Origin of the sequence: Streptomyces clavuligerus, assembly GCF_005519465.1 — a bacterium.
GTDB classification, from domain to species: Bacteria; Actinomycetota; Actinomycetes; order Streptomycetales; family Streptomycetaceae; genus Streptomyces; species Streptomyces clavuligerus.
Window position 1 is genome coordinate 3,823,806 of record NZ_CP027858.1, and the last position, 17,355, is coordinate 3,841,160.

A 17,355-nucleotide genomic window follows, 5' to 3' on the forward strand; every position below is an offset into this window, starting at 1 on the left:
CCGTATGCCTCCCGCCGGCGCAGACGGACTCCCCGCGCCCGCCTCCCCTGTTCCGCCTCGCACTTCCCGGAGTCCCTGTGTCCTCCCCACCCCCTCTTTCCCAACTGCCTGGTGATGCGCCGGTCGTGCGCCGCAGCGGCGAGTGGTGGCTCACCACCGCCACCCTCTCGATCCGGCTCGACGACCCCGCAGTCGCCGCCGGCCTGGACCGGTTCGCCGCCGACTTCGCCGACGCCCAGCAGGCCGTCGCCGCCCTCCGCTCCCACCAGGGGCCGGCGTGAACCCTCTCGCCCGCGCCGAACAGGCCGTGATCGGCGCTGTCTTCCTCGACCCCGCCCAGCTCGACCGCCTCGGGTCGTGGCTGCGGCCCGAACACTTCTACCGCCCCGCCCACCAGGCCCTCTACGCCTCCGTCCTCGCCCTGCGCGACCGATCCCACCCGGGGAGTACGGCGGCGGCGGGGTCGGTGCCGGTGTCCTGGGTCGCGGACGCGGTCACCGAGGCAGGCACCCGCACCCGGGGTGTGACCGCCTCGTACCCGCACCAGCTCGCCGCCGCCTGCCCGAACCCCGGGAACGCGGTGGTCTACGGGCGAATGGTGCTGGAGGGCGCCATCCACCGCACCGTCGCCGAGCACGCCGTCCGCCTCCACCAGGCCGCCCGCGCCGACACCATCCGCGGCGCCACTGAGGAAACCCTCCTCCGCGCCGACGCCCTCGCCGGGGTACTCGCGGATCTCGGCCGCCGCTGGGGCGCCGACGCCCGCCCCGTCCCACCCCCGGCCGGCCCCGAACCCGGTCCCCGGACCCCGGCGGTGGACGAGGATCTCCACGCGGACGAGGAGTTCCTCCTCGCCTGCCTCGCGGCCCGCCCGGACCAGATCGGCACGGTCGTCGGCTGGCTCCGCCCCGAGGACTTCGCCGACCCGGGCCATCAACAGCTCTACCGGGCGCTCGGGGCTCTGAACCACCGGGGCGAGCCGGTCGATCAGCTCACCGTGCTCTGGGAGGTCCAGCGGCGCGGCGCCCTCAACGGCCACACCCTCGACGCGGAACGGGTCGTACGGGTGCTGGACCCGCTGGCGGTCGCCGGGTCGGCCGACTACTTCGGCGAGCGGGTCGTCGGGGCAGCGCTGGTGCGTACGGCGGCCGAGTCCGCCCAGCAGGTCCGGGCCCTGGCCGAGGACGAGGCGCTGCCCGCCGGGCGGCTCATCGGCCATGCCCTGCACGCGCTCGGCCCGCTGGACGAGGTCCGCCGTCGCTGGCACACCGCCCGCACCGCACCCGCGCCCGAGAAGCCGCAAGCGCCCGCTCCGGCGGGGGTTTCGCCTGACCGGGCGGAGGCTGCTCGCGCCCGCAGCCGTACTCGCCGTGCCGCCCCGCCGGCCCCGGCCGCCGCTGCCCTTTCCGTCACCCCTGTCCGTACTTCCCGACGGAGCCCCGCATGATCCACGAGCACACCGGCCGCGCCTCGATGGAGAAGGAGGAGCTGTACGCCGTGGCTGCCGAGGTCGATGAACTCCGCGAAAAGATCACCGTGCCGTCGTCGCCCGCCGAGCTGCCCGGTCTGGTGACCGCCTCCCGCCGCCTCACCGAGCTGAGCGGCCTGGTCACCACGCTGGCCGACGAGGTCCAATCCCGCGCCGACAACGATACGGCCGGGCTCGATCTCGGGCCCGTCATCCACGCCTACACCGCCGCCTCCATCCACGCGGGCCAGGCACTGGCGAACTACACCGAGGCGTACCACCAGCTCGGTACCCTCCGCCGCCATGCCCTGGCTCCGGACAGCGGGGACCTGAGCGACACCCGGGAAGCCGCGTTCCGGATGGCGCAGTGGCGGCTGGAGCTGACCCGGGACGGTCTCGGCGCGGTCAGCCGGAGCCTGCGGGAGTCCTCCGACCGGATCGACAGCACACCGCCCCGGATCCTCGCCGCGCTCAGCCGCTCGGCCCGTCCGGCGAACTCGATCTACCGCCCGCCCGCGTTCGACCTCGCCAAAGCTCCGGTGTTCCGGCTCGCCTACACCCCGGAGCCGCGCCGTGGCCGCTGAACCGCCCGCGCCGGGCGGGCGGCTGATCGGGAGCCTGTGCTCCGGGTACGGCGGCCTCGACCTCGGGGTCCAGTCGGTCCTGGGCGGGCGGATGGCCTGGCACGCCGACACCGCCCCCGGGGCGTCGAGGATTCTGGCCCGGCACTGGCCCGGGGTGCCGAACCTGGGCGACATCTCGGTGGTGAGCTGGGCGGATGTCCAGGGGGTGTGTGTCCTGACGGCGGGTTTCCCCTGTCAAAGACGTCTCGGTCGCCGGTCGCCGGGCCGGGCTGTCCGCGGGCACCCGGTCCGGTCTGTGGCACCACGTCGCCCGCGCTATCGCCGTCCTCCGACCCTGTCTGGTGGTGATCGAGAATGTCCGGGGGCTCCTCACCTCCCCCGCCGCCCCCTCCTCTGGCGAGCTGGAACCCTGCCCGTGGTGTCTGGGAGACCACGCAGGTCAGCCTGCTGTGCGGGCACTCGGTGCCGTACTCGGATCCCTGGCCGACATCGGGTTCGATGCGCGCTGGCGCGTGCTTCGCGCCTCCGACGTCGGCGGGCCACATCAGCGTGAGCGGGTCTTCCTCACTGCCTGGCCCCGCTCTGTTGAAGACGCCGACGAGCAACATCGGCACGAACGGGGGCAGCCAGCATCCGGCGAAGAGGAAGGCAGGCGGGCACGGTCCGAACCTCGCGGACGAGGTGGAGTGGCTGCTGCCGACCCCGAAGGCTTCGGACGGGGTCAAGGGGTCGCCCAATCAGCGTCATGGCAACGGCGATTTGACGCTGCCGTCGGCGGCGGCGCGGCTGCTGCCGACTCCGCGGGCCACGGACACGGGTACCCCGGGGCGCCGTGCGGGCAAGGGGTTCCGGCCCCCGCTGTCGGCGGTGGTCCTGCCGTTGTTCACCACGGAACCGGCGACGACGGCGGCCCCGTCGGAGCGTGGGGGCCCTACGCCGCAGCCGTCGCCCGGTGGGAGAACGTCACCCGCCCGGCGCCGGAGCCGACCGATGGCGCGGGCCGTCTGAGTCCGCGGTTCGTGGAGTGGATGCAGGGCCTGCCGCCCGGCTGGGTCACCGACACCCCCGGCCTGGGACGCCCAGCCCAGCTCACCGCCCTCGGCAACGGCGTCGTCCCCCAGCAGGCCGCCCGCGCGGTCGAACTGCTCGCCCCGCCCCTGGGCCACTGCCCGCACCGGGCGGGGTGAGCCCCCCTCTACCCCGGGACTCCCGGCCGGGCCAAACCGGGTTCCGTCCGGACCATCTGCAGCCCAACACCCGTCCGATCCGCGGAAACGAGGGCTGCCCCATGTCCATGCCTGCTGATGAGCCGGTGCGCGTCGCGGACCACGATCTCGGCGATCTGGTCTCCACCGTGCACCGGCTGATGGCCGAGACCCAGCGGCACGGTGAAACCATCGCCCGCCTCACTGAAGGCCCCGGCGACGAAGACGACGGCGAGAGTCCTGGCACGTCCGGGCCCGCCGCCGGGGACGGATCCCCGGCCGGGACGGAGGGCCCGTCGTCGATCTTCATCCTGGCGCTGGCCGGGCAGGCGTACGAAGAGGAACTCGCCGCGCTCGGCACGTGGGTGGAGCGGCTGCTGGTGCCGGTCTACGGACGGGAGATCACCACCGGCCGGCCGTGGTGCTTCCAGTGGCGGGAGCATCCCGAGGCCATCGCCCGCCTGCACGGGCTGTGGCTGGCGTGGCAGCAGTTCACCGACATCGAGGCCGGTCCGGTCGGTCCGGCGACCTGGCACCGCGACCACCTGGATCCGACGTGGCTCCAGCTCCGTGCCCCGGACGGGCCGTTCGGCGCCTGCACCACCAGCGCGGCCCGGCCGAGTCACCGGCTGCTGGCCGCGCCCGGCGCCGAGGGGGCCTGATCATGACCGAGCAGTTCTCCTCCTGGCCGGACGACCAGCCTGACCTCTTCGCCTCCCCGGATTACCGGCTCGACGGCTTCACCGCCGCCACCGAGGAGATCGAGGACTACTTCCACCGCGCGACGCTCGACGACAGCTCGTTCGTGCTTCTGGCCGCCCACCACAGCGGCGACAGCTACCTCCTGTTCCACGACCCGACGTACATCTACGACGTCCCCGGCACCGCCTCCTACGTCGCCATGCACCTCACCCGGGACACCGAGCAGCGCACCTACCGGTTCGCCGAGCAGAAGCACCCGCTCTCGCCGCTGGCGCAGCGGTGGCTGGTCCAGCGGGGGTGCCCGCCTACGAAGGTCGAGCTGTCGGATGCGGGCGGGCCCCGTGCGGCGGATGCGCTGGAGGAGCTGCTGCGGGCCAACACCGATGACCGGTACGAGGTTCTTGACCACCACACCGGCGAGGTGGGGGACTTCAGCGCAGGGATGGAGACCTGGGTCATGGTGCGTGACGCGCACCCCGACTCGGCGCAGTTCCCGTACCGGATCTTCCTTGAGGAGGTCGCGCCGAGCCTGACCACGTACACCGTGCGGGAGGCGGCCTTTCCTACGGCCGAGGCCGCCGACAACTGGGTCTGGGACAGGGACAGGGGCTGGCCGGCCGCCCCCGAGCCCGCTGCGGTACGGGCGGAGGCCGCCGTCGCCCGCTCTCCCCGTGCCCCGGGCCGCCTCGCCGTGCCGCCGAACCCGGTCACCGCACCCCACCCCTCCGTCTCCTCGGAGACGGCCCGGACCGGCCGGGGGCGGTCGTGAAGTCCGCGCGGTACGCCTTCGCCGCGCATCCCGAAGCCCTGGAAGACCTGCGGAACGTCCCCGGGAACATCCGGGATCTGGCCCTGCTCGAACTCCAGCACCTGGTCCACGGCAACGAGCGCGGGGCTCGGATGCACCGGGAGCTGGCCGGCTGCCACAAGGTCTACGTCGACCCGCAGACCCGCTGGCGGATGGTGTTCCAGTTCCGCGACGCCCCGCCCTCCTCGCAGCACCGGCGGGAGATCTTCCTCGTCGCGGTCGGCGAACGGTACGACAACACGGTCTACCGCACCGCCGCCGACCGTCTGCGCCGCGAGGCCGCCGCCGGGACGGACCAGCGCGCGGAAGCGGCACGCGCCCGCTCCCCGCACATGCGCACCACGGGCACCCCACCCGTGTCCCCGACTGCCGCGCCGACCGCGGCCACCGCACCGGCCGCCCAGCGCCGCACCCGTACCTGAACCCCTTCCCGCCTTTTTGGAGTTGTTGTGCACGGCACCCCGCCGCCCGGTCTCGGGACCCGTCTCGTCCGCGAGTCCCTCGGCGTCGACTCGGCCGCCGATCTCCTCGGCCGCCACCCGTTCCTCAGCCCGTACGGGCAGTTGACCGCGCTGATCGCGGACGCCACCTTCAAGGTCGACGACCTCGATCAGAAGGTCCACGAGCGCACCGCCTGCATCGCCCGGGAGCTGGACTCCGTCCGCGGTGGGCAGAGCGCCGCCGTCCTCGGGACGGCCAGCACCGAGATCGCCCTGCTCAGCGCACGGCGGGATCAGAGCGCCGAGCATCTGCGGACCATGGCCGGTGCCTACAAGCGCTCCCTCGCCAACGACACCGCCGTCCCGGCCTCGGTGCACGGCCTCGCCTCGCGGGCGGAGGCCGCCGTCTCCCGCACCCCCGGGAGCCCGGTCTCCGCCGTGGCCCCGGTGCCGCCGATCACCGGCCTGCCCACCACCGCCGTCCCGGCCCGCCGACCCCGCTGACCCCGGAGGAGCCCCGTGCCCACCCTTCGCGCTGCCCTCACCGGGCGGACCGAGTCCGTCGACCAGGCCCTCGTCACCCTCTCGCCCCGCTGGACCACCTGGACCCTGCAGACCCTCCGCCAGCACGAGACCATGCGCCCGGCGGAGATCGGCGCGGCCATGCCGTGGAACAGCTACCCGACCACGATCCAGGTCCTCAACCGCATGTACGCCCAAGGGCTCGTGGACCGCCACGGCCACGGGACCTACGGGGTCACGGCGGCCGGGCGCGCGACCGGGCCGGTCCACCGCGCCCTCGCCGACTGGCACCGCACCCACTTCACCCCGGCCACCGCAGACGCGGAACGGGCCGAGGAGACCCTCGCCCGACTGCGGCCCGTCGGAACGACCGCCACACTCGGCGCGCTGGACCGGCACGGACCACTCACGTACCCCGAGATCGTCGAGACGACCGGGCTGCCCCCCAGTTCGGCCCACCAGCGCCTCGCACGCATGGAGCGGGACGGGCTGATCGTCCGGGACTCCCCACGCAAGGGCACCCGGTACGAGCTGAGCCCGGCGGCCGAGCAGCTCGGCGACGCGTACACGGCCCTGGCCGCCTGGAACCCCACCACCGCGACAACGTCTGCGGCTCCGGCCCCGCCGGTCCTCGTCCGCCCGCAGACCATCAGCAACGAATGGGCGGCGGTCGCCGTCCAGCGCGCGCCTGCCGCAGCGGCGGTCCCGGGGTTGTTCTCGCATCCGCCCGCGGCTCAGCCCCTGGTGCCCGCCGCCGTCACCGCGATCTCCCGCCCGCACCTCACCCGCTGACCACCCCCACCCGAGGAACGGAACCACCCGCCATGCCCGCTGCCGAAGAGATCGACGGCGACGTCTACGTCTCCCCGGTGTACCTCGCTGGCTCCACCTACACCGGCGACCCGGCCCTGCGGCCCCTGCTCGACGTCGGCTTCACCATGGTTGACGACGACCTGGCCAACGCGTACCTGGCCTCACCGGACCAGAAGGTCCGGGTCGGATGGCTACCGGAAGGCGAGGACGACTGCCTGTGGCGGATCACCGGCCACGAGCGGCCGTTCGCCCCGCCCCGGTGGCTGGCCACCTTCGACCACTTCACCCCCGTCGAGGTCGTCGCCGCGTTCACCACCGCCCTCGCCGAGGACCACGCCCAGGGCAACCACGCCTCCGTCCACGGCCACCCGGTGCCTCAAGGGCGGAGCCCTTCCTCGCTCTGGCCGAGGCAGGCTGGAGCACGAACCACCGGCCCTACGTGAGCACGACCCAGCCACCCGACCGGCTCGCCCTGATCACCCACGTCAACGGCCGGCTGGACCACCAGGACGAGATCAACGACCTCCGCTCCCGCTGGGTCATGGGCGGCGGTGCCTCCGGCTACTCGTCCGAATGGCTCGCCACCTTCACCACGAACACCCCGGTGCACCTGATCAGCGCCACCACCGCCCGGCTCGCCGACCCCGCCCCCGTCGCCCGCTACAAGGACCACCTCCCCGAACGCAACCGGGCCGCATCCCGCATCACCCCCGTCAAGCCGCCCGTGCCCAGCCCGCTGGACATCGCCCGCGCACAGGCCGCCCGTTCCCGTTCCACCACCGCCCGCGCTGTGATCCCAACCCCGGTCACGGTGTGGCGGACCACGACCCCGGCCCCGGCCGCCGCGTCGGCCCGGCGCCGCTGAACCGGCGGGACCCCTGTGGATACGCCTCCGACCGGCGGCCCGCCGACCCCGTATCAGCCCGTGGCGTGGGCGACCGACCCCGAGCTGACCGGCCGCCTGCGCCGCGCGACCCAGACCATCCTGGACTCCCTGTCCACCGTCATCGATGCCGGGGAACCCTTCTCCACCGCACTCCACGGCGGTGCCGAGCACGTCTGCGACGCGGCCGAACTCGACTACTCCTGGGCCCCGATGGTCGAGGCCGAAGCCGTCCGTGCCGTGACCAATGCCTTCGGCAACCCGGATCAGGCCCTGTTCATCTCCGGCCTGTCCCGGATCGTCCAGCACATCGACGCCCTGCCCCTGGACGAGCAGCAGCGGCTCGTCCAGCGGGCGGCCGACCGCTACACCGGCGGCCCCGTCTGGCTCCTGCCCCGCAGTACGGCGGCCAGGGCCGTCTCCCCGGCCCTGGGCGCGGCACCACCTCGGCGGGAGAGCAGGCCCGATGTCGTCCCGGACCGGTCCAACGTCCTCCCGTTCAACCCCCGTACCCCGAACCCGCCGCGCATGCCCGGTCGCTGACCGGCAGCCGCCCCCACTGAAGGAGCCCCGTCCCTCATGTCCCAGCCCACGGCCCTGGCCTCCGCCGACGCCATCATCGAGGCCGCCTGGCAGCGGCCCGTCGACGCCCTCCAGACTCTTCGGCGCGAAGGCCGCATCTCCGATCCCGCTCTGCTCACCGTGCTGCGGATACGGCAGAGCATCGTCTTCGCCGACTCCGAGATCAGCGGTCATCAGGAGCGGGTCCACCACCTCACCCGCCCAGGCCACGTCCCCGTCCTCCACGAACTGGACGCCATCACCTCCGCCGCCACCCAGCTCCATATCGCCCACGCCGAGGCCAACGCCCGCGTCCGCGCCCTCTGCGCCGTGATCGATGCCCACCCCGAAGGCCATCTCGCGGAAGCTTTGACACGCGAACTGGCCCGTACCGGTGAGCCGCGCGCCGAAGCCGCCCGCGCCCGCACCACCACCGGCATCAGCACCGCCCCCGCAACCCCGGACACCTCCGCGACCCAGGGGCCGGTCCGGGCCGTAGAACCGCCGGCCGCTCCCCGGGCCAAACGGCGCTAGGACTCCCCAGGCCCGCCCTCCGGGCTTACGAGGGCAGTGAGTTCGTCCACGGTGAGTTCGATCCGGCGGCCGTCCGCCATCCGGGCCCGCGCCTGCGACGCCGCCCGGACGTCGTCGGCCAGCTCCGCGTACTCCCGGGCCTCGTCTCTGTTCACGGGCTCCCCCTGCTGTTCGTTCCGTTCGCCGTACGACGGAATCGGCTCCGGCGACGGGCGATTCATTCCGCCCCGCCGGCCCGTCCCGGGCGGGATTCGCCCACGGCAGACACACACGGGCCCGAACGGACTGGAACACCCCTTCGGACCCATGTTCAAGTACGGGTGTCGGGAAAAACCGCAGGTCAACGAAGGGATACCCGTACCCGTGACGCACTCCGCCCTCGCTCTCCCCCGCCCCGCCGAACTCAGCCCCAGCCTCCCCTCCGCCGTACGGGAGTGGCCGCTGGGCTGCGGCTGCGCGGGCCCGGTCCTGGCCATGCTCGACGCCCAGGGCTGGGCCGTCATCACCGACCCGGACTCCAACGTCCACGCCACCAGCCCGGACGGCGGCCTCTACGTCGGCTTCCTCCCCGAAGCCCCCGCCGCCCGCCACGGCGACCTCTGGCACATCCGCACCCTCGACGCGAACGGCGAACCGGTCTGGCAGCAGACCTTCCCCGACGGGATCCCCGCCCTGGCCGTCGCCGGGTTCCTCGCCGCCCTCATCGCCACTCCCACCGCCCTGTGCACCCACTGCTCCTGACCCCCCAGCCGTCTCCACGAAGGACTGCCCATGTCCCACAAGGTCACCGTGACCAGCTATCACCCCGACGGCACCGTCTGCCCGCCCGACCACAAGTACACGACCAGCAACAGACCACTCGCCGAAGGCTGCACCGGCCGTGGCCGGTTCATCGCCACCTGCACCTGCGGCACCTGGACCGAACCCTCGGCGACCAAGGGCTACGCCGCCGATATGGGCCGCCGCCACCGCATCACCGCCTCCCGCAACCCGAACTGACCACACCCGCCAATCCGCTCAGGAGGCCGCCCTGTCCCAGCCGCTGACCGTCGCCCAGCTCGTCCACCAGCTCCAGACCCTCAACCCCACCCTCCCCGTCTTCCTCGCCGTCAACCCCGACTGGCCCTTCGCCCACACCATCGGCCGGGTCATCGAGGGCACCGGCATGGACGGCCCGGCCGTCTACATCGCCGAGGACGGCCAGGACCACTACCTCCCGCGCGATGTCGCCGCCGAACTGAACTGGACCGGCGAATGACCCTGCCCACTGGTCTCTTCCCACTACGCAAGGCCGTCCTGCGGCCCATGCCTTCCGGTGTGCGGGGAGCCATCGTCCGCGAAGTCTCCCCGTGCCCCGGCGACATCCTCCGCGCCACCTGGCACGCTGCCCCCGACAGCCGCCGCGACCGGCTCGGCCCCGGGACTCTCCTCCTCACCTGGACCCCCACCCCCTCCAGCGGCGGGATGGACGTCACCGCCCGCCTCGGCCTGAACACCCTGGAGGTCACCCTCGCCACCTGGCCCTGCCTCCGGGGCGACTGGAGCCGAACCGTCCACCCCACCGTCTACGAAACCCTCGCGCTCCACGCCGCACTCCGCGTCGCCACCAAGGCCCTCACCACCGCCTGACCCACAGCCCTACGACGAGGCCGCCCGGATCTTCAGGGCGGCCTCGTCGGCGTGTACCGGGTCACTCCATCGGGCGGCGCTCGTTGAGGTACATGCCGGTGAAGGTGCCGTCGTAGCCGGTGGCGCGGGCGGCGTCGTCCAGGCTCGGATACACCGGGCCCGTGCCGTCGCCGACCATCACCTCGAAGTCGGCGCGGGTGAGTTCGGGCTCGTGCCACTGGTGGGCACACCGGCAGCGGATGTCAATGCGGGGCCCGTCGCAGATGACCATCCAGTCGCGGCGGGCCCCGCAGTTCGGGCAGATGACGACGAGGCCGGTGATGAAGAGTTCCTCGGGGTGGTTGACGCTGCGCATGCGGATGCGGACGCCGTCGGGGCGGTACTCCTGCTGGAGCCGGAGGACCGGGTCGTCGCCGGAGGCCCGCACCGGGGCCGGGGCCGGGGTGGGCTGCTGGGTGGTTCTGGGCTGCTGGCGGGTGCCGTCGTGGATCACGATTCTCCTCGGGGGTCTCTTCTTCGAGCCATAGCAGTGGGGTTGGTGGGAGTCCAGGGGTTTGTGCTGGTCAGCGGCGGGCCCGCCGCTGCTCGGCCGGAGCCGGGGTGGTGCGTGCGGAGCTCTCGGCGGGTTTCGTGGCCCGGGTGCGGGCCGGTGCCGGGCGGGTGCCCGGCTTCGGTGCGGCAGGGAGGCCGGTGGTGTGGCGGATGCGCCAGATGAGGACGTCGTTGACGTTGTCGGCGGTGTCGAGTTCGCGCTGCCCGACCGCGGTCTTCAGGAGGGCGGTGGGGTCGTGGCCGGCCTGCTGGGCCTGGTCGAGGGTGGCGAGGAGGGCATCCCACCCCGGTTCTCCTCGAAGCCGGTCGGCCTGTTCCGGGAGCGCGTCCGCGACGGTGGCCGTGTGCTGATGCCGCACAAGGTCAGGCAGCCGCTGGCCGTGGTGGCGCATCGCCTTCAACGGCGGTGCGGCGGTGGTCCGGTAGGCGGCGCGGAGGTGCTGGGCGGTCTGGCGTGCTGCTGCTGCCTGTTGGGCGTGGCCGTGGGCGGAGTGCCAGCGGGCGGCGGCGAGGGTGACGAGGACGAGGGTGGACAGGACCATGGCGGTGGTGCCGCCGTCCTCGCCCCGGCCGAGCGCGTCCCCGGCACGGAGGACTCCGCGGGCAGCGGAACGGAGGGCGCGGTGGTCGGCGCGGGCTGCGCGTTCGTGCGTACGGGTCGCCCGCTCGAAAGCACGGGCCGCCTGGGACAGCTCCCGCCGGATGGCGGCCGGGGCCGTCAGAGCCAGGGCGTCGAGGAGTTCCCCGGTGCCGACGAGCTGCGCGACCGCCGTACCGTCGTCGTCCTGATCAAGGGCAGTGGCGGCCCGTACGGCGGGAGCGACGGCGTCACGGCGGGCACCGGCGGGGCGCAACCGGGGCCCCTCCTCGGGGTCGAGCGGGCCCGTTTCCAGGCGTTGGCGGATCTTGGGGAGGGAAAGGTCGGGAGCGAGTTTGGAGCCGGAGAACCAGACCGGCTCGCCCGCCCGATTGCGGTCGCCGGGGAGGGCGACCTTGTAGCCGAGGGTGTCCCCCGAGGGGGCGATGCGCTGTTCGACGCGGAGGCCGGCGGCGGTGAGCCGGGCGAAGAACTCGCCTTCGTCCGCGGCTCCGGCCAGTGCCTGGCGGACGGCTTCGCGAAGGGTCTCGCGCGAAGGTTCGGTCCGTCCGGTGCGTTCTGCTTTGGAGCATTCGGCGCTGGTGGGACGCTGGGCGGCGGTGTGGTCACCCGGGTTGAGCTGCTGGAGCCCGCACTCCTTTTCGATCTTCCGGCATTCGGCCTGGGCACGGGCGCTGTCGTTGTGGCGGCGGGGGCTGCGGCCGTCCTGCCGCTTGAGGGTGGCGACGATGTGGATGTGGTCGTCGGCGTGGCGGACGGCGATCCAGCGGCACGCCTGGTCGTCGCCCTCGGGTGCGATGCCGGTCGCCGCGACGATACGGCGGGCGACCTCGCCCCACTCCGCGTCCGTGAGGTGCCGGTCGCCGGGGGCCGTGCGGACGGGGCAGTGCCAGACGTGCCGCTTGGGCCGTCGGCCGGCGGGGAGGGCCAGGAGGGGGAGGTCGAGCCGGTCGGTCAGCTCCCTGAGCGTGGCCGCCGGGTCCCGGCCCGGATCCGGGGCGAGGCCCGGTTGCCAGGCGGCGACGATATGAGGATCTTCGTGTTCGTCTCGGCGGCCAGGGCCGTAGAGGTAGGCGAGGAGCCCGTACGTGCGGCTGCCGGTGGAGATGTCCGGGACCACGGTCAGCGCCTCCGGGCGATCTCGACCGTGGCGGCCTCGACCCGGACCGCCGCCCGCTGGACGCGGCCGACCGTCTGGTCGACCGCGTCGCTGTGACCGCCGGAGTTCAGCACCCTCGCCACCTGATTGAGGTTGTTCCCGGCGCGGGCGAGCTGCGCGGTGGCGGTCATCAGCTCCTCGACCAGGGCCCGCTGGTCGGTCAGCCAGAGCCGTGCGTCGCCATGGGTACGGGCGACGGCCACGGCCGCGTCGGCGAGGAACCCGGCCGTGGTCAACCCGACCGACTTGGCTGCGTGCTGGACGGTAGCGAGTTCGTCGGCGGTGAGGCGGACGCTGCGGACGTGGTCGCGCTGGACGGTCTGGCGCAGGCGCGGACGCTGACGACGTACGGACGACAGCTCGGCTTCTCCTCCTGGCTGCGGTCCGCCCCCGGTCCCAACCTCACCTCCTCCCGGCACCCCCTGGTGCCGGGAGGGTTCCCCCTCCCCGTTCGGGGTGGGGGCAAGCTCGTCCGAAACTCCTCCGCTGCCCGTGGCTGCGGAGGAGTTTCGGACGATATAGCTTGCTCGGCCTCGTGCCGGGCAGTCGCCTCCCTCCACCACGGTGGCGGGGTCGGCCGGTTCGGGTCGGGTCATCGGGGGGCCTCCGGGGCGGTTCGCCGGAGTTCCCGGAGGATCTCGGCGGCGTAGTCGAGGGCGAGGGCCGGGTGGTGCAGGGTCCACGGCCGGCTGTCGGCGGTGCGGCGGACGGTCCAGGACCCGTCCGGGCCGCGTTCGGCGTGATGGAGGTATCCACGGGCGAGCAGAGTGGTGATCCAGGCGTCGGCTTCGGCCGGGGTGACCGGGGTGGTGCGCACGAAGGTCTCCGATACGAGCAGCAGGGGCAGCCACCGGTGGGCGGTGTCCGGGGCGGGGTGACCGGGCCGGACAGTCCGGGCCGGTCACCCCGTGGGGCGGTCGGTCAGCCGGTCAGAGTGACCTGGGCCGGTCGGTCCTCGGTACGGAGCTGGGTGACCAGGGCGGTCAGCCGGTCATTGGCCAGCGGGATGCCCTGGCCCCGGATCGCGTCCGCGACGACCTGGCGGGTGACCCGGTTCGCCCGGGTGACCGCCACGCGGGCGATCGGGAGGAGTTCGTCCTCGTCCTCCGGACCAGCCGGTGCGATGGGTCGGGTGTCCGTGGTGGGTCTGCTGTCCGGGTCACCGGACGGTACGGCCCCGGCGCGGCCGGTGTCCTCGGGCTCCGGGTCGGGGAGGGCGACCGGCTGACCGGGCCGGTCGGCCGGAGCGTCCGGGGTGACCGGGCGGGTGTCCGGGGCGGAGGGGGCGGGTGCGGTCAGTTCGGCCACCGGGTTTCCGGCGGTCACCGAGGCCGGTCGGTCAGTGTCCGGAGGCCCGGTCAGTTCCGGACGGCCCCGGTCGGCCGGGCCAGCCGGATTGGGCCGGTCAGTCTCCGGCACGTCGGTCAGTTCCGGTCGGTCGGTGGCGGGCCGGTCGGTGCGAACAACCCGGGTGTCCGGCTGTCCGGGGTGTCCGGGCCGGTCGGCCACCGTGGTGCCGGTGGTGGGCTGGCGGGCGATGAGGATGTAGAGGTGGACGGCTCCGGCGAGGGCGAGCGGGGCGACCGTGGAGAGCACGCCGACCGTGAGGTCGCCGAGCTGGAGGCCACTCGCGGATGGCCCCTGCTGGTTGAGGCGCAGGGCGTGGAGGGCGTTGGCCCAGATGCTGACCGCTGAGGCGGTGCCGAAGAGCGTCCAGACGTAGACGCGGGCGGCGAAGGGCGCGGCGTGCAGGACGAGGAGTCCGCGGACGCCGTAGGCGATGAAGCCGTCGATGATCAGGGGGAAGAGGTAGGTGAGGGCACCCCGGATGTGGATGGAGGCGGCCATCTGCTGGAGGGCGTCGTAGGAGAGGGCGCAGGCGGCGGCACCGAGGGTGACGACGGCGGCCTTGTCCCAGGCGGTGGTGGTGTGCGCCCGTATCGGCGCGGGGGCGCTCACGCGGCCGTCCCGAGGTCGGTACGGGCAGGGGCCTTCGTCGCGGCGATCGGCGCCGCCTTCGCAGTCCTGGGGGACTTGGTCCTGGGCTTGGTGTTGCGGTTGCGGATCTCGCGGGCGGCGGTGCGGTAGAGCTTCTGGGCGTGCTCCTTGGTGATCTTCAGGAGGCGGGCGAGCTGGTCGGCCGGGATCTGGGCCTGGTAGGCGTCGCGGGCGACCGCGCGGCGTTCGGCCCGGCTGAGGTGGACGTCGCCGCCGGCGAGGACGGTGTTGATCCGGGCGTAGTCGAGGCGCTGGGCCAGCTTGCTGTGGAGGGCGTCGCGTTCCTCCTGGGTGAGGCCGCCCCGGATGCCGTCGCGGTCGCCGTTCTCCAGTGCGGCGTCCAGGCAGGTGCGGCGGACCGGGCACCGGGCGCAGAGGGTCTTGGCGGCCCGGATCCGGTCCATCTCGTCCGGTTCGGGGAAGAACAGGTCGGGGTCGCCGCTGGGGCTGGTGTGGCAGGCGGCCTGGTTCTGCCAGGTCTGGTCGCCGAGGGTGCGCGGCCCATCGACCGTGCTGGTGGTGCTGTGCATGTGGGGTCTCCAGAGGATCCCGGGGCAGGTGTGTGCGGCCGGGGTCGGTGAAGGCGGGCCCGTGGGCCCGGAGAGCGGCAGGTGGGTTCAGACTGCGGCGACGGGGTGGCGTCGGTGGGCGCGTCTGCGGTCGGGGCCGTCGAGGATGACCTTGTCGGCCATCTCGGAGAGGCGGGAGGCGACGCGGTCTCCGGTGTGGGCGCGCAGGTCGGCCATGCCGAGGTTGGTGGTGACCAGGGTCGGGAGCATCTCGTTGTAGCGGTGGTTGATCAGCCGCATCGTGATCTCCTCGGTCCACTCGCTGTACTTCGCCGCCCCGAGGTCGTCGATGACCAGCAGCGGGCAGCGGGCCAGGTCGCGGAGTTCGCGTTCGCCGTCGTGCCCGGGGCGGGGGCGGAGGTCGGCGTAGAGGTCGGCGGCCGTGGTCGCCTTCCAGCGCAGCCGGACCCCGGCGCCGAGGAGGCTGCGGATCGCTCCGTACGCCTGGTGGGTCTTGCCCGTGCCGGTGGTCCCGGCGATCAGCAGCGACCGCCCCTGCGCGATCCCCGGGGCCCCGCCCGGACCGGGCCGACCGGCTTCGGCGATGGTGCGGACCCAGGCGGCGACGGCCGGGTGGTCCGCCGTGGCTCCCCGGTAGCGGGCCGGGATGCGGGACTCGGCGGCGAGGAGGGCTGGGACCGGCTCCGGCCCGCCGTCCGGCGTCGCGGTGGGGTCGATGCCCCGGGTGGTGAGGATGTGGGCGAGGCGGCGGGCGATACCGCCGAGATGCTGAGGGTCGTGGTCGCGCATCACAGCTCCTCGGCGTAGGCGGCGGCAGGGTCGGCAGGGTTGGCCCAGGCCCGCTGCCCGGGCAGGTTAGGCGGGTTTCCCGGCCGGTCCAAACGGGCGGCGGGGGTGGCGTTCATGGCCTCGTGGACCAGGCTCGGCAGGGTGCTGGGGTGCAGGGCCTTGACCCGGTGGCGGGCGAGCCCGGCGCGGACGTGGCCGGGGTCGATGCCCTCGGCAAGGAGCTTGGCGGTCTCCCGGCCGAGATGTCCGAGCACGCTGTTCGGGGGTGTGTGGGCGCAGGCGGCGGCGTACTCGTCGACGAGCTGCTTCGCCGAGGGACTCCGGGGTGCGGGGGCGCTCGCGCCCCACAAAGTAGTTCCTAGGTCCAGGTTCCTAGGTCCTAGATCCGGACCGTGAGTACTCACTGAGGGCTCACTGAGCCCTCCGTGAGTACTCAGTGAGGGCTCACTGAGTGCGGCTTGACCTGCGATTTTGTCATGTTCGGCGGATTGCGTGAGGGCTCCGTGAGGACTCACTGAGCCCTCAGTGAGTCCTCCGTGAGCCCTCACCGCAGGCTCCGATGCGGTGGTGCCGAGGGGCGGTCCGGCGGGGGCGGTGGGGGTCTCGTGGTGGGGGCAGGGCGGGGTGCGGACCCCGGAGGGCCGGTTGATCCGCTGGTGCCTGCGGAAGGAGACGATGTGCGCGTAGCGGCGGTTCTCGCCGTCCTCGTGGACGGTGTAGCGGCAGATCAGGTGGTGTTCGGCGAGCTGGGTGAGGTCGTCTTCGACGCCGAGGGCGCCGTGTCCGGGGCGGTAGGACCAGAGGGCTCCGGCGAGGACGGCGGGCTGGTCGCGGAAGCGTCCGTGGTCGTCGGCCTCGGTGAGCAGGCCGAGGAAGGTCCGTTCGGCGGTGAGGGAGACGGCGGCGAGGGATTCGGAGCGGAAGGCTTCGGGCTTGATGGTGCGGATCCTCGGCATCGTCAGCGGCCCCCGGCGGTGGCGTACGCCTCGGCGGCGGGGCGGAGGGTTCCGGTGGTGAGGTCGAGGTCGTGGGCTTCGCCGGTCCAGTCGACCGTGGGGTGGGCGCGGATGATCCAGCGGGCGGCGGTCAGCGCCTTCGCCCGGGTGACCGGGAGCTGGTGGCCGTGGGCGTCGTATGCGCGCAGGTGGGGGCTGGGCCAGACCTGGGCGGGGTCGCGCTGGGAGACCCGGGCGGTGGCGGCTTGGGGGATCATCGCGGCGACGGCGCGGGCGAGCCGTCGGCTGCGGTCGGCGGGGTCTGCGGCGGGCGGGGTTATGCGGGCCCTTCCGCTGTGGTGCGCGGGCATGTAAGAATTCCCTACTTGTAGGTGGAGTGGGTCGGCCGTTCTCGTCGAAAAGGCCAGCCGACCCGCTTCAGTTATGGGCATCCTTCGGGGTGTCGGATCGGCGCTCGGGAGCGGCTAACTCCCGGGCGCCGTTTCCTTTACCCGCCGCGCGGTGGCAGGTCGTTCATCCTCTCCCCCTCCTTCTTCTGGTTCCGTCCGGTCTTCGCTGCCGGGACCAACAACATATGCATGACGCGTCCAACACTCCAGCGCACAGAGGGTGTTCGGGGACATC

26 protein-coding genes and 2 pseudogenes are annotated in these 17,355 nt (G+C 73.3%); 18 read left to right on the forward strand and 10 right to left on the reverse strand.

The features are described 5' to 3' along the window. Positions 1-125: 125 nt before the first annotated feature. The 15 genes and pseudogenes from CRV15_RS36320 (at position 126) to CRV15_RS16055 (ending at position 8,520) form a co-directional block, all read left to right on the forward strand. Positions 126-281 carry a hypothetical protein gene (locus tag CRV15_RS36320; RefSeq protein ID WP_009996559.1) on the forward strand — a complete coding sequence of 52 codons (156 nt, stop codon included), beginning with the start codon at positions 126-128 and terminating at the stop codon, positions 279-281. After that, the gene (locus tag CRV15_RS16000) at positions 278-1,447 is read left to right on the forward strand and encodes a DnaB-like helicase N-terminal domain-containing protein (RefSeq protein ID WP_009996558.1); all 1,170 of its coding nucleotides are present in this window, start codon (positions 278-280) and stop codon (positions 1,445-1,447) included. The genes CRV15_RS36320 and CRV15_RS16000 overlap by 4 nt, the downstream gene beginning before the upstream one ends. After that, on the forward strand, positions 1,444-2,052 hold the full coding sequence (locus CRV15_RS16005) for a hypothetical protein (RefSeq protein WP_003953680.1): 609 nt from the start codon (positions 1,444-1,446) through the stop codon (positions 2,050-2,052). Before CRV15_RS16000 ends, CRV15_RS16005 begins: the two co-directional genes overlap by 4 nt. Beyond that, positions 2,042-2,227 (forward strand): annotated as a pseudogene (locus CRV15_RS37445) (DNA cytosine methyltransferase); the annotation flags it as partial. The gene CRV15_RS16005 and the pseudogene CRV15_RS37445, both read left to right, overlap by 11 nt. A gap of 118 nt (positions 2,228-2,345) precedes the next feature. Next, positions 2,346-2,576: pseudogene (locus CRV15_RS37450) on the forward strand (DNA cytosine methyltransferase); the annotation flags it as partial. A gap of 495 nt (positions 2,577-3,071) precedes the next feature. Then, positions 3,072-3,239, forward strand: coding sequence for a hypothetical protein (locus tag CRV15_RS36750; RefSeq protein ID WP_003953678.1), 168 nt, complete (start codon positions 3,072-3,074; stop codon positions 3,237-3,239). A gap of 101 nt (positions 3,240-3,340) precedes the next feature. Further along, positions 3,341-3,919, forward strand: coding sequence for a DUF4913 domain-containing protein (locus CRV15_RS16015; protein WP_003953677.1), 579 nt, complete (start codon positions 3,341-3,343; stop codon positions 3,917-3,919). Positions 3,920-3,921: 2 nt separating this feature from the next. Continuing rightward, positions 3,922-4,728 carry a hypothetical protein gene (locus tag CRV15_RS16020; RefSeq protein WP_003953676.1) on the forward strand — a complete coding sequence of 269 codons (807 nt, stop codon included), beginning with the start codon at positions 3,922-3,924 and terminating at the stop codon, positions 4,726-4,728. Then, positions 4,725-5,189 (forward strand): type II toxin-antitoxin system RelE family toxin, encoded by a 465-nt coding sequence (locus CRV15_RS16025; protein ID WP_003953675.1) that lies wholly within the window; start codon positions 4,725-4,727, stop codon positions 5,187-5,189. Before CRV15_RS16020 ends, CRV15_RS16025 begins: the two co-directional genes overlap by 4 nt. A 27-nt stretch (positions 5,190-5,216) precedes the next feature. Beyond that, entirely contained in the window at positions 5,217-5,711 is a 495-nt protein-coding gene (locus CRV15_RS16030) for a hypothetical protein (protein ID WP_003953674.1), read from the forward strand. Between the two features lie 15 nt (positions 5,712-5,726). Beyond that, a complete protein-coding gene (locus tag CRV15_RS16035; RefSeq protein ID WP_003953673.1) occupies positions 5,727-6,521 on the forward strand; it encodes a MarR family transcriptional regulator in 795 nt (264 codons plus the stop codon). Between the two features lie 32 nt (positions 6,522-6,553). Continuing rightward, positions 6,554-6,985 (forward strand): SPDY domain-containing protein, encoded by a 432-nt coding sequence (locus CRV15_RS16040; RefSeq protein ID WP_003960879.1) that lies wholly within the window; start codon positions 6,554-6,556, stop codon positions 6,983-6,985. Next, a complete protein-coding gene (locus tag CRV15_RS35960; RefSeq protein WP_003960878.1) occupies positions 6,982-7,407 on the forward strand; it encodes an SPDY domain-containing protein in 426 nt (141 codons plus the stop codon). The genes CRV15_RS16040 and CRV15_RS35960 overlap by 4 nt, the downstream gene beginning before the upstream one ends. Positions 7,408-7,467: 60 nt before the next feature. Beyond that, complete coding sequence (locus CRV15_RS16050) at positions 7,468-7,968, forward strand: hypothetical protein (RefSeq protein ID WP_197363903.1); 501 nt, start codon at positions 7,468-7,470, stop codon at positions 7,966-7,968. Positions 7,969-8,004: 36 nt separating this feature from the next. Beyond that, on the forward strand, positions 8,005-8,520 hold the full coding sequence (locus CRV15_RS16055; protein WP_003953670.1) for a hypothetical protein: 516 nt from the start codon (positions 8,005-8,007) through the stop codon (positions 8,518-8,520). Here the strand turns inward: CRV15_RS16055 and CRV15_RS16060 are convergent. Beyond that, the gene (locus tag CRV15_RS16060) at positions 8,517-8,675 is read right to left on the reverse strand and encodes a hypothetical protein (protein WP_230864133.1); all 159 of its coding nucleotides are present in this window, start codon (positions 8,673-8,675) and stop codon (positions 8,517-8,519) included. The two genes, CRV15_RS16055 and CRV15_RS16060, sit on opposite strands and share 4 nt — an antisense overlap. Before the next feature lie 208 nt (positions 8,676-8,883). On the opposite strand from CRV15_RS16060, the gene CRV15_RS16065 reads away from it, so the two are divergent. The 3 genes from CRV15_RS16065 to CRV15_RS16080 all read left to right on the forward strand — a co-directional run bounded on the left by CRV15_RS16065 (position 8,884) and on the right by CRV15_RS16080 (position 10,149). Next, complete coding sequence (locus CRV15_RS16065; protein ID WP_009996548.1) at positions 8,884-9,261, forward strand: SPDY domain-containing protein; 378 nt, start codon at positions 8,884-8,886, stop codon at positions 9,259-9,261. A gap of 30 nt (positions 9,262-9,291) precedes the next feature. Then, entirely contained in the window at positions 9,292-9,519 is a 228-nt protein-coding gene (locus tag CRV15_RS16070) for a hypothetical protein (RefSeq protein WP_003953667.1), read from the forward strand. 306 nt (positions 9,520-9,825) lie between these two features. Then, complete coding sequence (locus CRV15_RS16080; protein ID WP_009996543.1) at positions 9,826-10,149, forward strand: hypothetical protein; 324 nt, start codon at positions 9,826-9,828, stop codon at positions 10,147-10,149. Positions 10,150-10,210: 61 nt separating this feature from the next. Here the strand turns inward: CRV15_RS16080 and CRV15_RS16085 are convergent, their stop codons facing one another. From CRV15_RS16085 to CRV15_RS16125, 9 genes are all read right to left on the reverse strand, one after another. Further along, positions 10,211-10,642 carry a hypothetical protein gene (locus CRV15_RS16085; RefSeq protein WP_003960877.1) on the reverse strand — a complete coding sequence of 144 codons (432 nt, stop codon included), beginning with the start codon at positions 10,640-10,642 and terminating at the stop codon, positions 10,211-10,213. 70 nt (positions 10,643-10,712) lie between these two features. Beyond that, complete coding sequence (locus CRV15_RS16090; protein ID WP_003960876.1) at positions 10,713-12,419, reverse strand: relaxase/mobilization nuclease domain-containing protein; 1,707 nt, start codon at positions 12,417-12,419, stop codon at positions 10,713-10,715. 2 nt (positions 12,420-12,421) lie between these two features. Further along, positions 12,422-13,054 (reverse strand): MobC family plasmid mobilization relaxosome protein, encoded by a 633-nt coding sequence (locus CRV15_RS37895; RefSeq protein WP_003953662.1) that lies wholly within the window; start codon positions 13,052-13,054, stop codon positions 12,422-12,424. After that, positions 13,051-13,275: a hypothetical protein gene (locus CRV15_RS16100; protein ID WP_003953661.1), complete on the reverse strand. Its 225-nt coding sequence runs from the start codon at positions 13,273-13,275 to the stop codon at positions 13,051-13,053. The genes CRV15_RS37895 and CRV15_RS16100 overlap by 4 nt, the downstream gene beginning before the upstream one ends. Positions 13,276-13,379: 104 nt before the next feature. Continuing rightward, positions 13,380-14,417 (reverse strand): DUF2637 domain-containing protein, encoded by a 1,038-nt coding sequence (locus CRV15_RS16105; protein ID WP_003953660.1) that lies wholly within the window; start codon positions 14,415-14,417, stop codon positions 13,380-13,382. After that, positions 14,414-14,986 carry a WhiB family transcriptional regulator gene (locus CRV15_RS16110; protein WP_003953659.1) on the reverse strand — a complete coding sequence of 191 codons (573 nt, stop codon included), beginning with the start codon at positions 14,984-14,986 and terminating at the stop codon, positions 14,414-14,416. Before CRV15_RS16110 ends, CRV15_RS16105 begins: the two co-directional genes overlap by 4 nt. An 87-nt stretch (positions 14,987-15,073) precedes the next feature. Beyond that, positions 15,074-15,775, reverse strand: a complete 702-nt coding sequence (locus CRV15_RS16115; RefSeq protein WP_003953658.1) for an ATP-binding protein — start codon at positions 15,773-15,775, stop codon at positions 15,074-15,076. After that, the gene (locus CRV15_RS16120; RefSeq protein ID WP_003960875.1) at positions 15,775-16,731 is read right to left on the reverse strand and encodes a hypothetical protein; all 957 of its coding nucleotides are present in this window, start codon (positions 16,729-16,731) and stop codon (positions 15,775-15,777) included. Before CRV15_RS16120 ends, CRV15_RS16115 begins: the two co-directional genes overlap by 1 nt. Positions 16,732-16,733: 2 nt before the next feature. Further along, positions 16,734-17,081: a hypothetical protein gene (locus tag CRV15_RS16125; RefSeq protein ID WP_009996538.1), complete on the reverse strand. Its 348-nt coding sequence runs from the start codon at positions 17,079-17,081 to the stop codon at positions 16,734-16,736. Positions 17,082-17,355: the final 274 nt, after the last annotated feature.

Coding starts and splice junctions, on each gene's coding strand:
- CRV15_RS16005 (WP_003953680.1), top strand. CDS start 1,444: ATGATCCACGAGCACACCGGCCGCGCCTCGATGGAGAAGGAGGAGCTG.
- CRV15_RS16015 (WP_003953677.1), top strand. CDS start 3,341: ATGTCCATGCCTGCTGATGAGCCGGTGCGCGTCGCGGACCACGATCTC.
- CRV15_RS16020 (WP_003953676.1), top strand. CDS start 3,922: ATGACCGAGCAGTTCTCCTCCTGGCCGGACGACCAGCCTGACCTCTTC.
- CRV15_RS16040 (WP_003960879.1), top strand. CDS start 6,554: ATGCCCGCTGCCGAAGAGATCGACGGCGACGTCTACGTCTCCCCGGTG.
- CRV15_RS16055 (WP_003953670.1), top strand. CDS start 8,005: ATGTCCCAGCCCACGGCCCTGGCCTCCGCCGACGCCATCATCGAGGCC.
- CRV15_RS16070 (WP_003953667.1), top strand. CDS start 9,292: ATGTCCCACAAGGTCACCGTGACCAGCTATCACCCCGACGGCACCGTC.
- CRV15_RS16080 (WP_009996543.1), top strand. CDS start 9,826: ATGCCTTCCGGTGTGCGGGGAGCCATCGTCCGCGAAGTCTCCCCGTGC.
- CRV15_RS37895 (WP_003953662.1), bottom strand. CDS start 13,054: ATGACCCGACCCGAACCGGCCGACCCCGCCACCGTGGTGGAGGGAGGC.
- CRV15_RS16110 (WP_003953659.1), bottom strand. CDS start 14,986: ATGCACAGCACCACCAGCACGGTCGATGGGCCGCGCACCCTCGGCGAC.
- CRV15_RS16115 (WP_003953658.1), bottom strand. CDS start 15,775: ATGCGCGACCACGACCCTCAGCATCTCGGCGGTATCGCCCGCCGCCTC.
- CRV15_RS16120 (WP_003960875.1), bottom strand. CDS start 16,731: ATGCCGAGGATCCGCACCATCAAGCCCGAAGCCTTCCGCTCCGAATCC.
- CRV15_RS16125 (WP_009996538.1), bottom strand. CDS start 17,081: ATGCCCGCGCACCACAGCGGAAGGGCCCGCATAACCCCGCCCGCCGCA.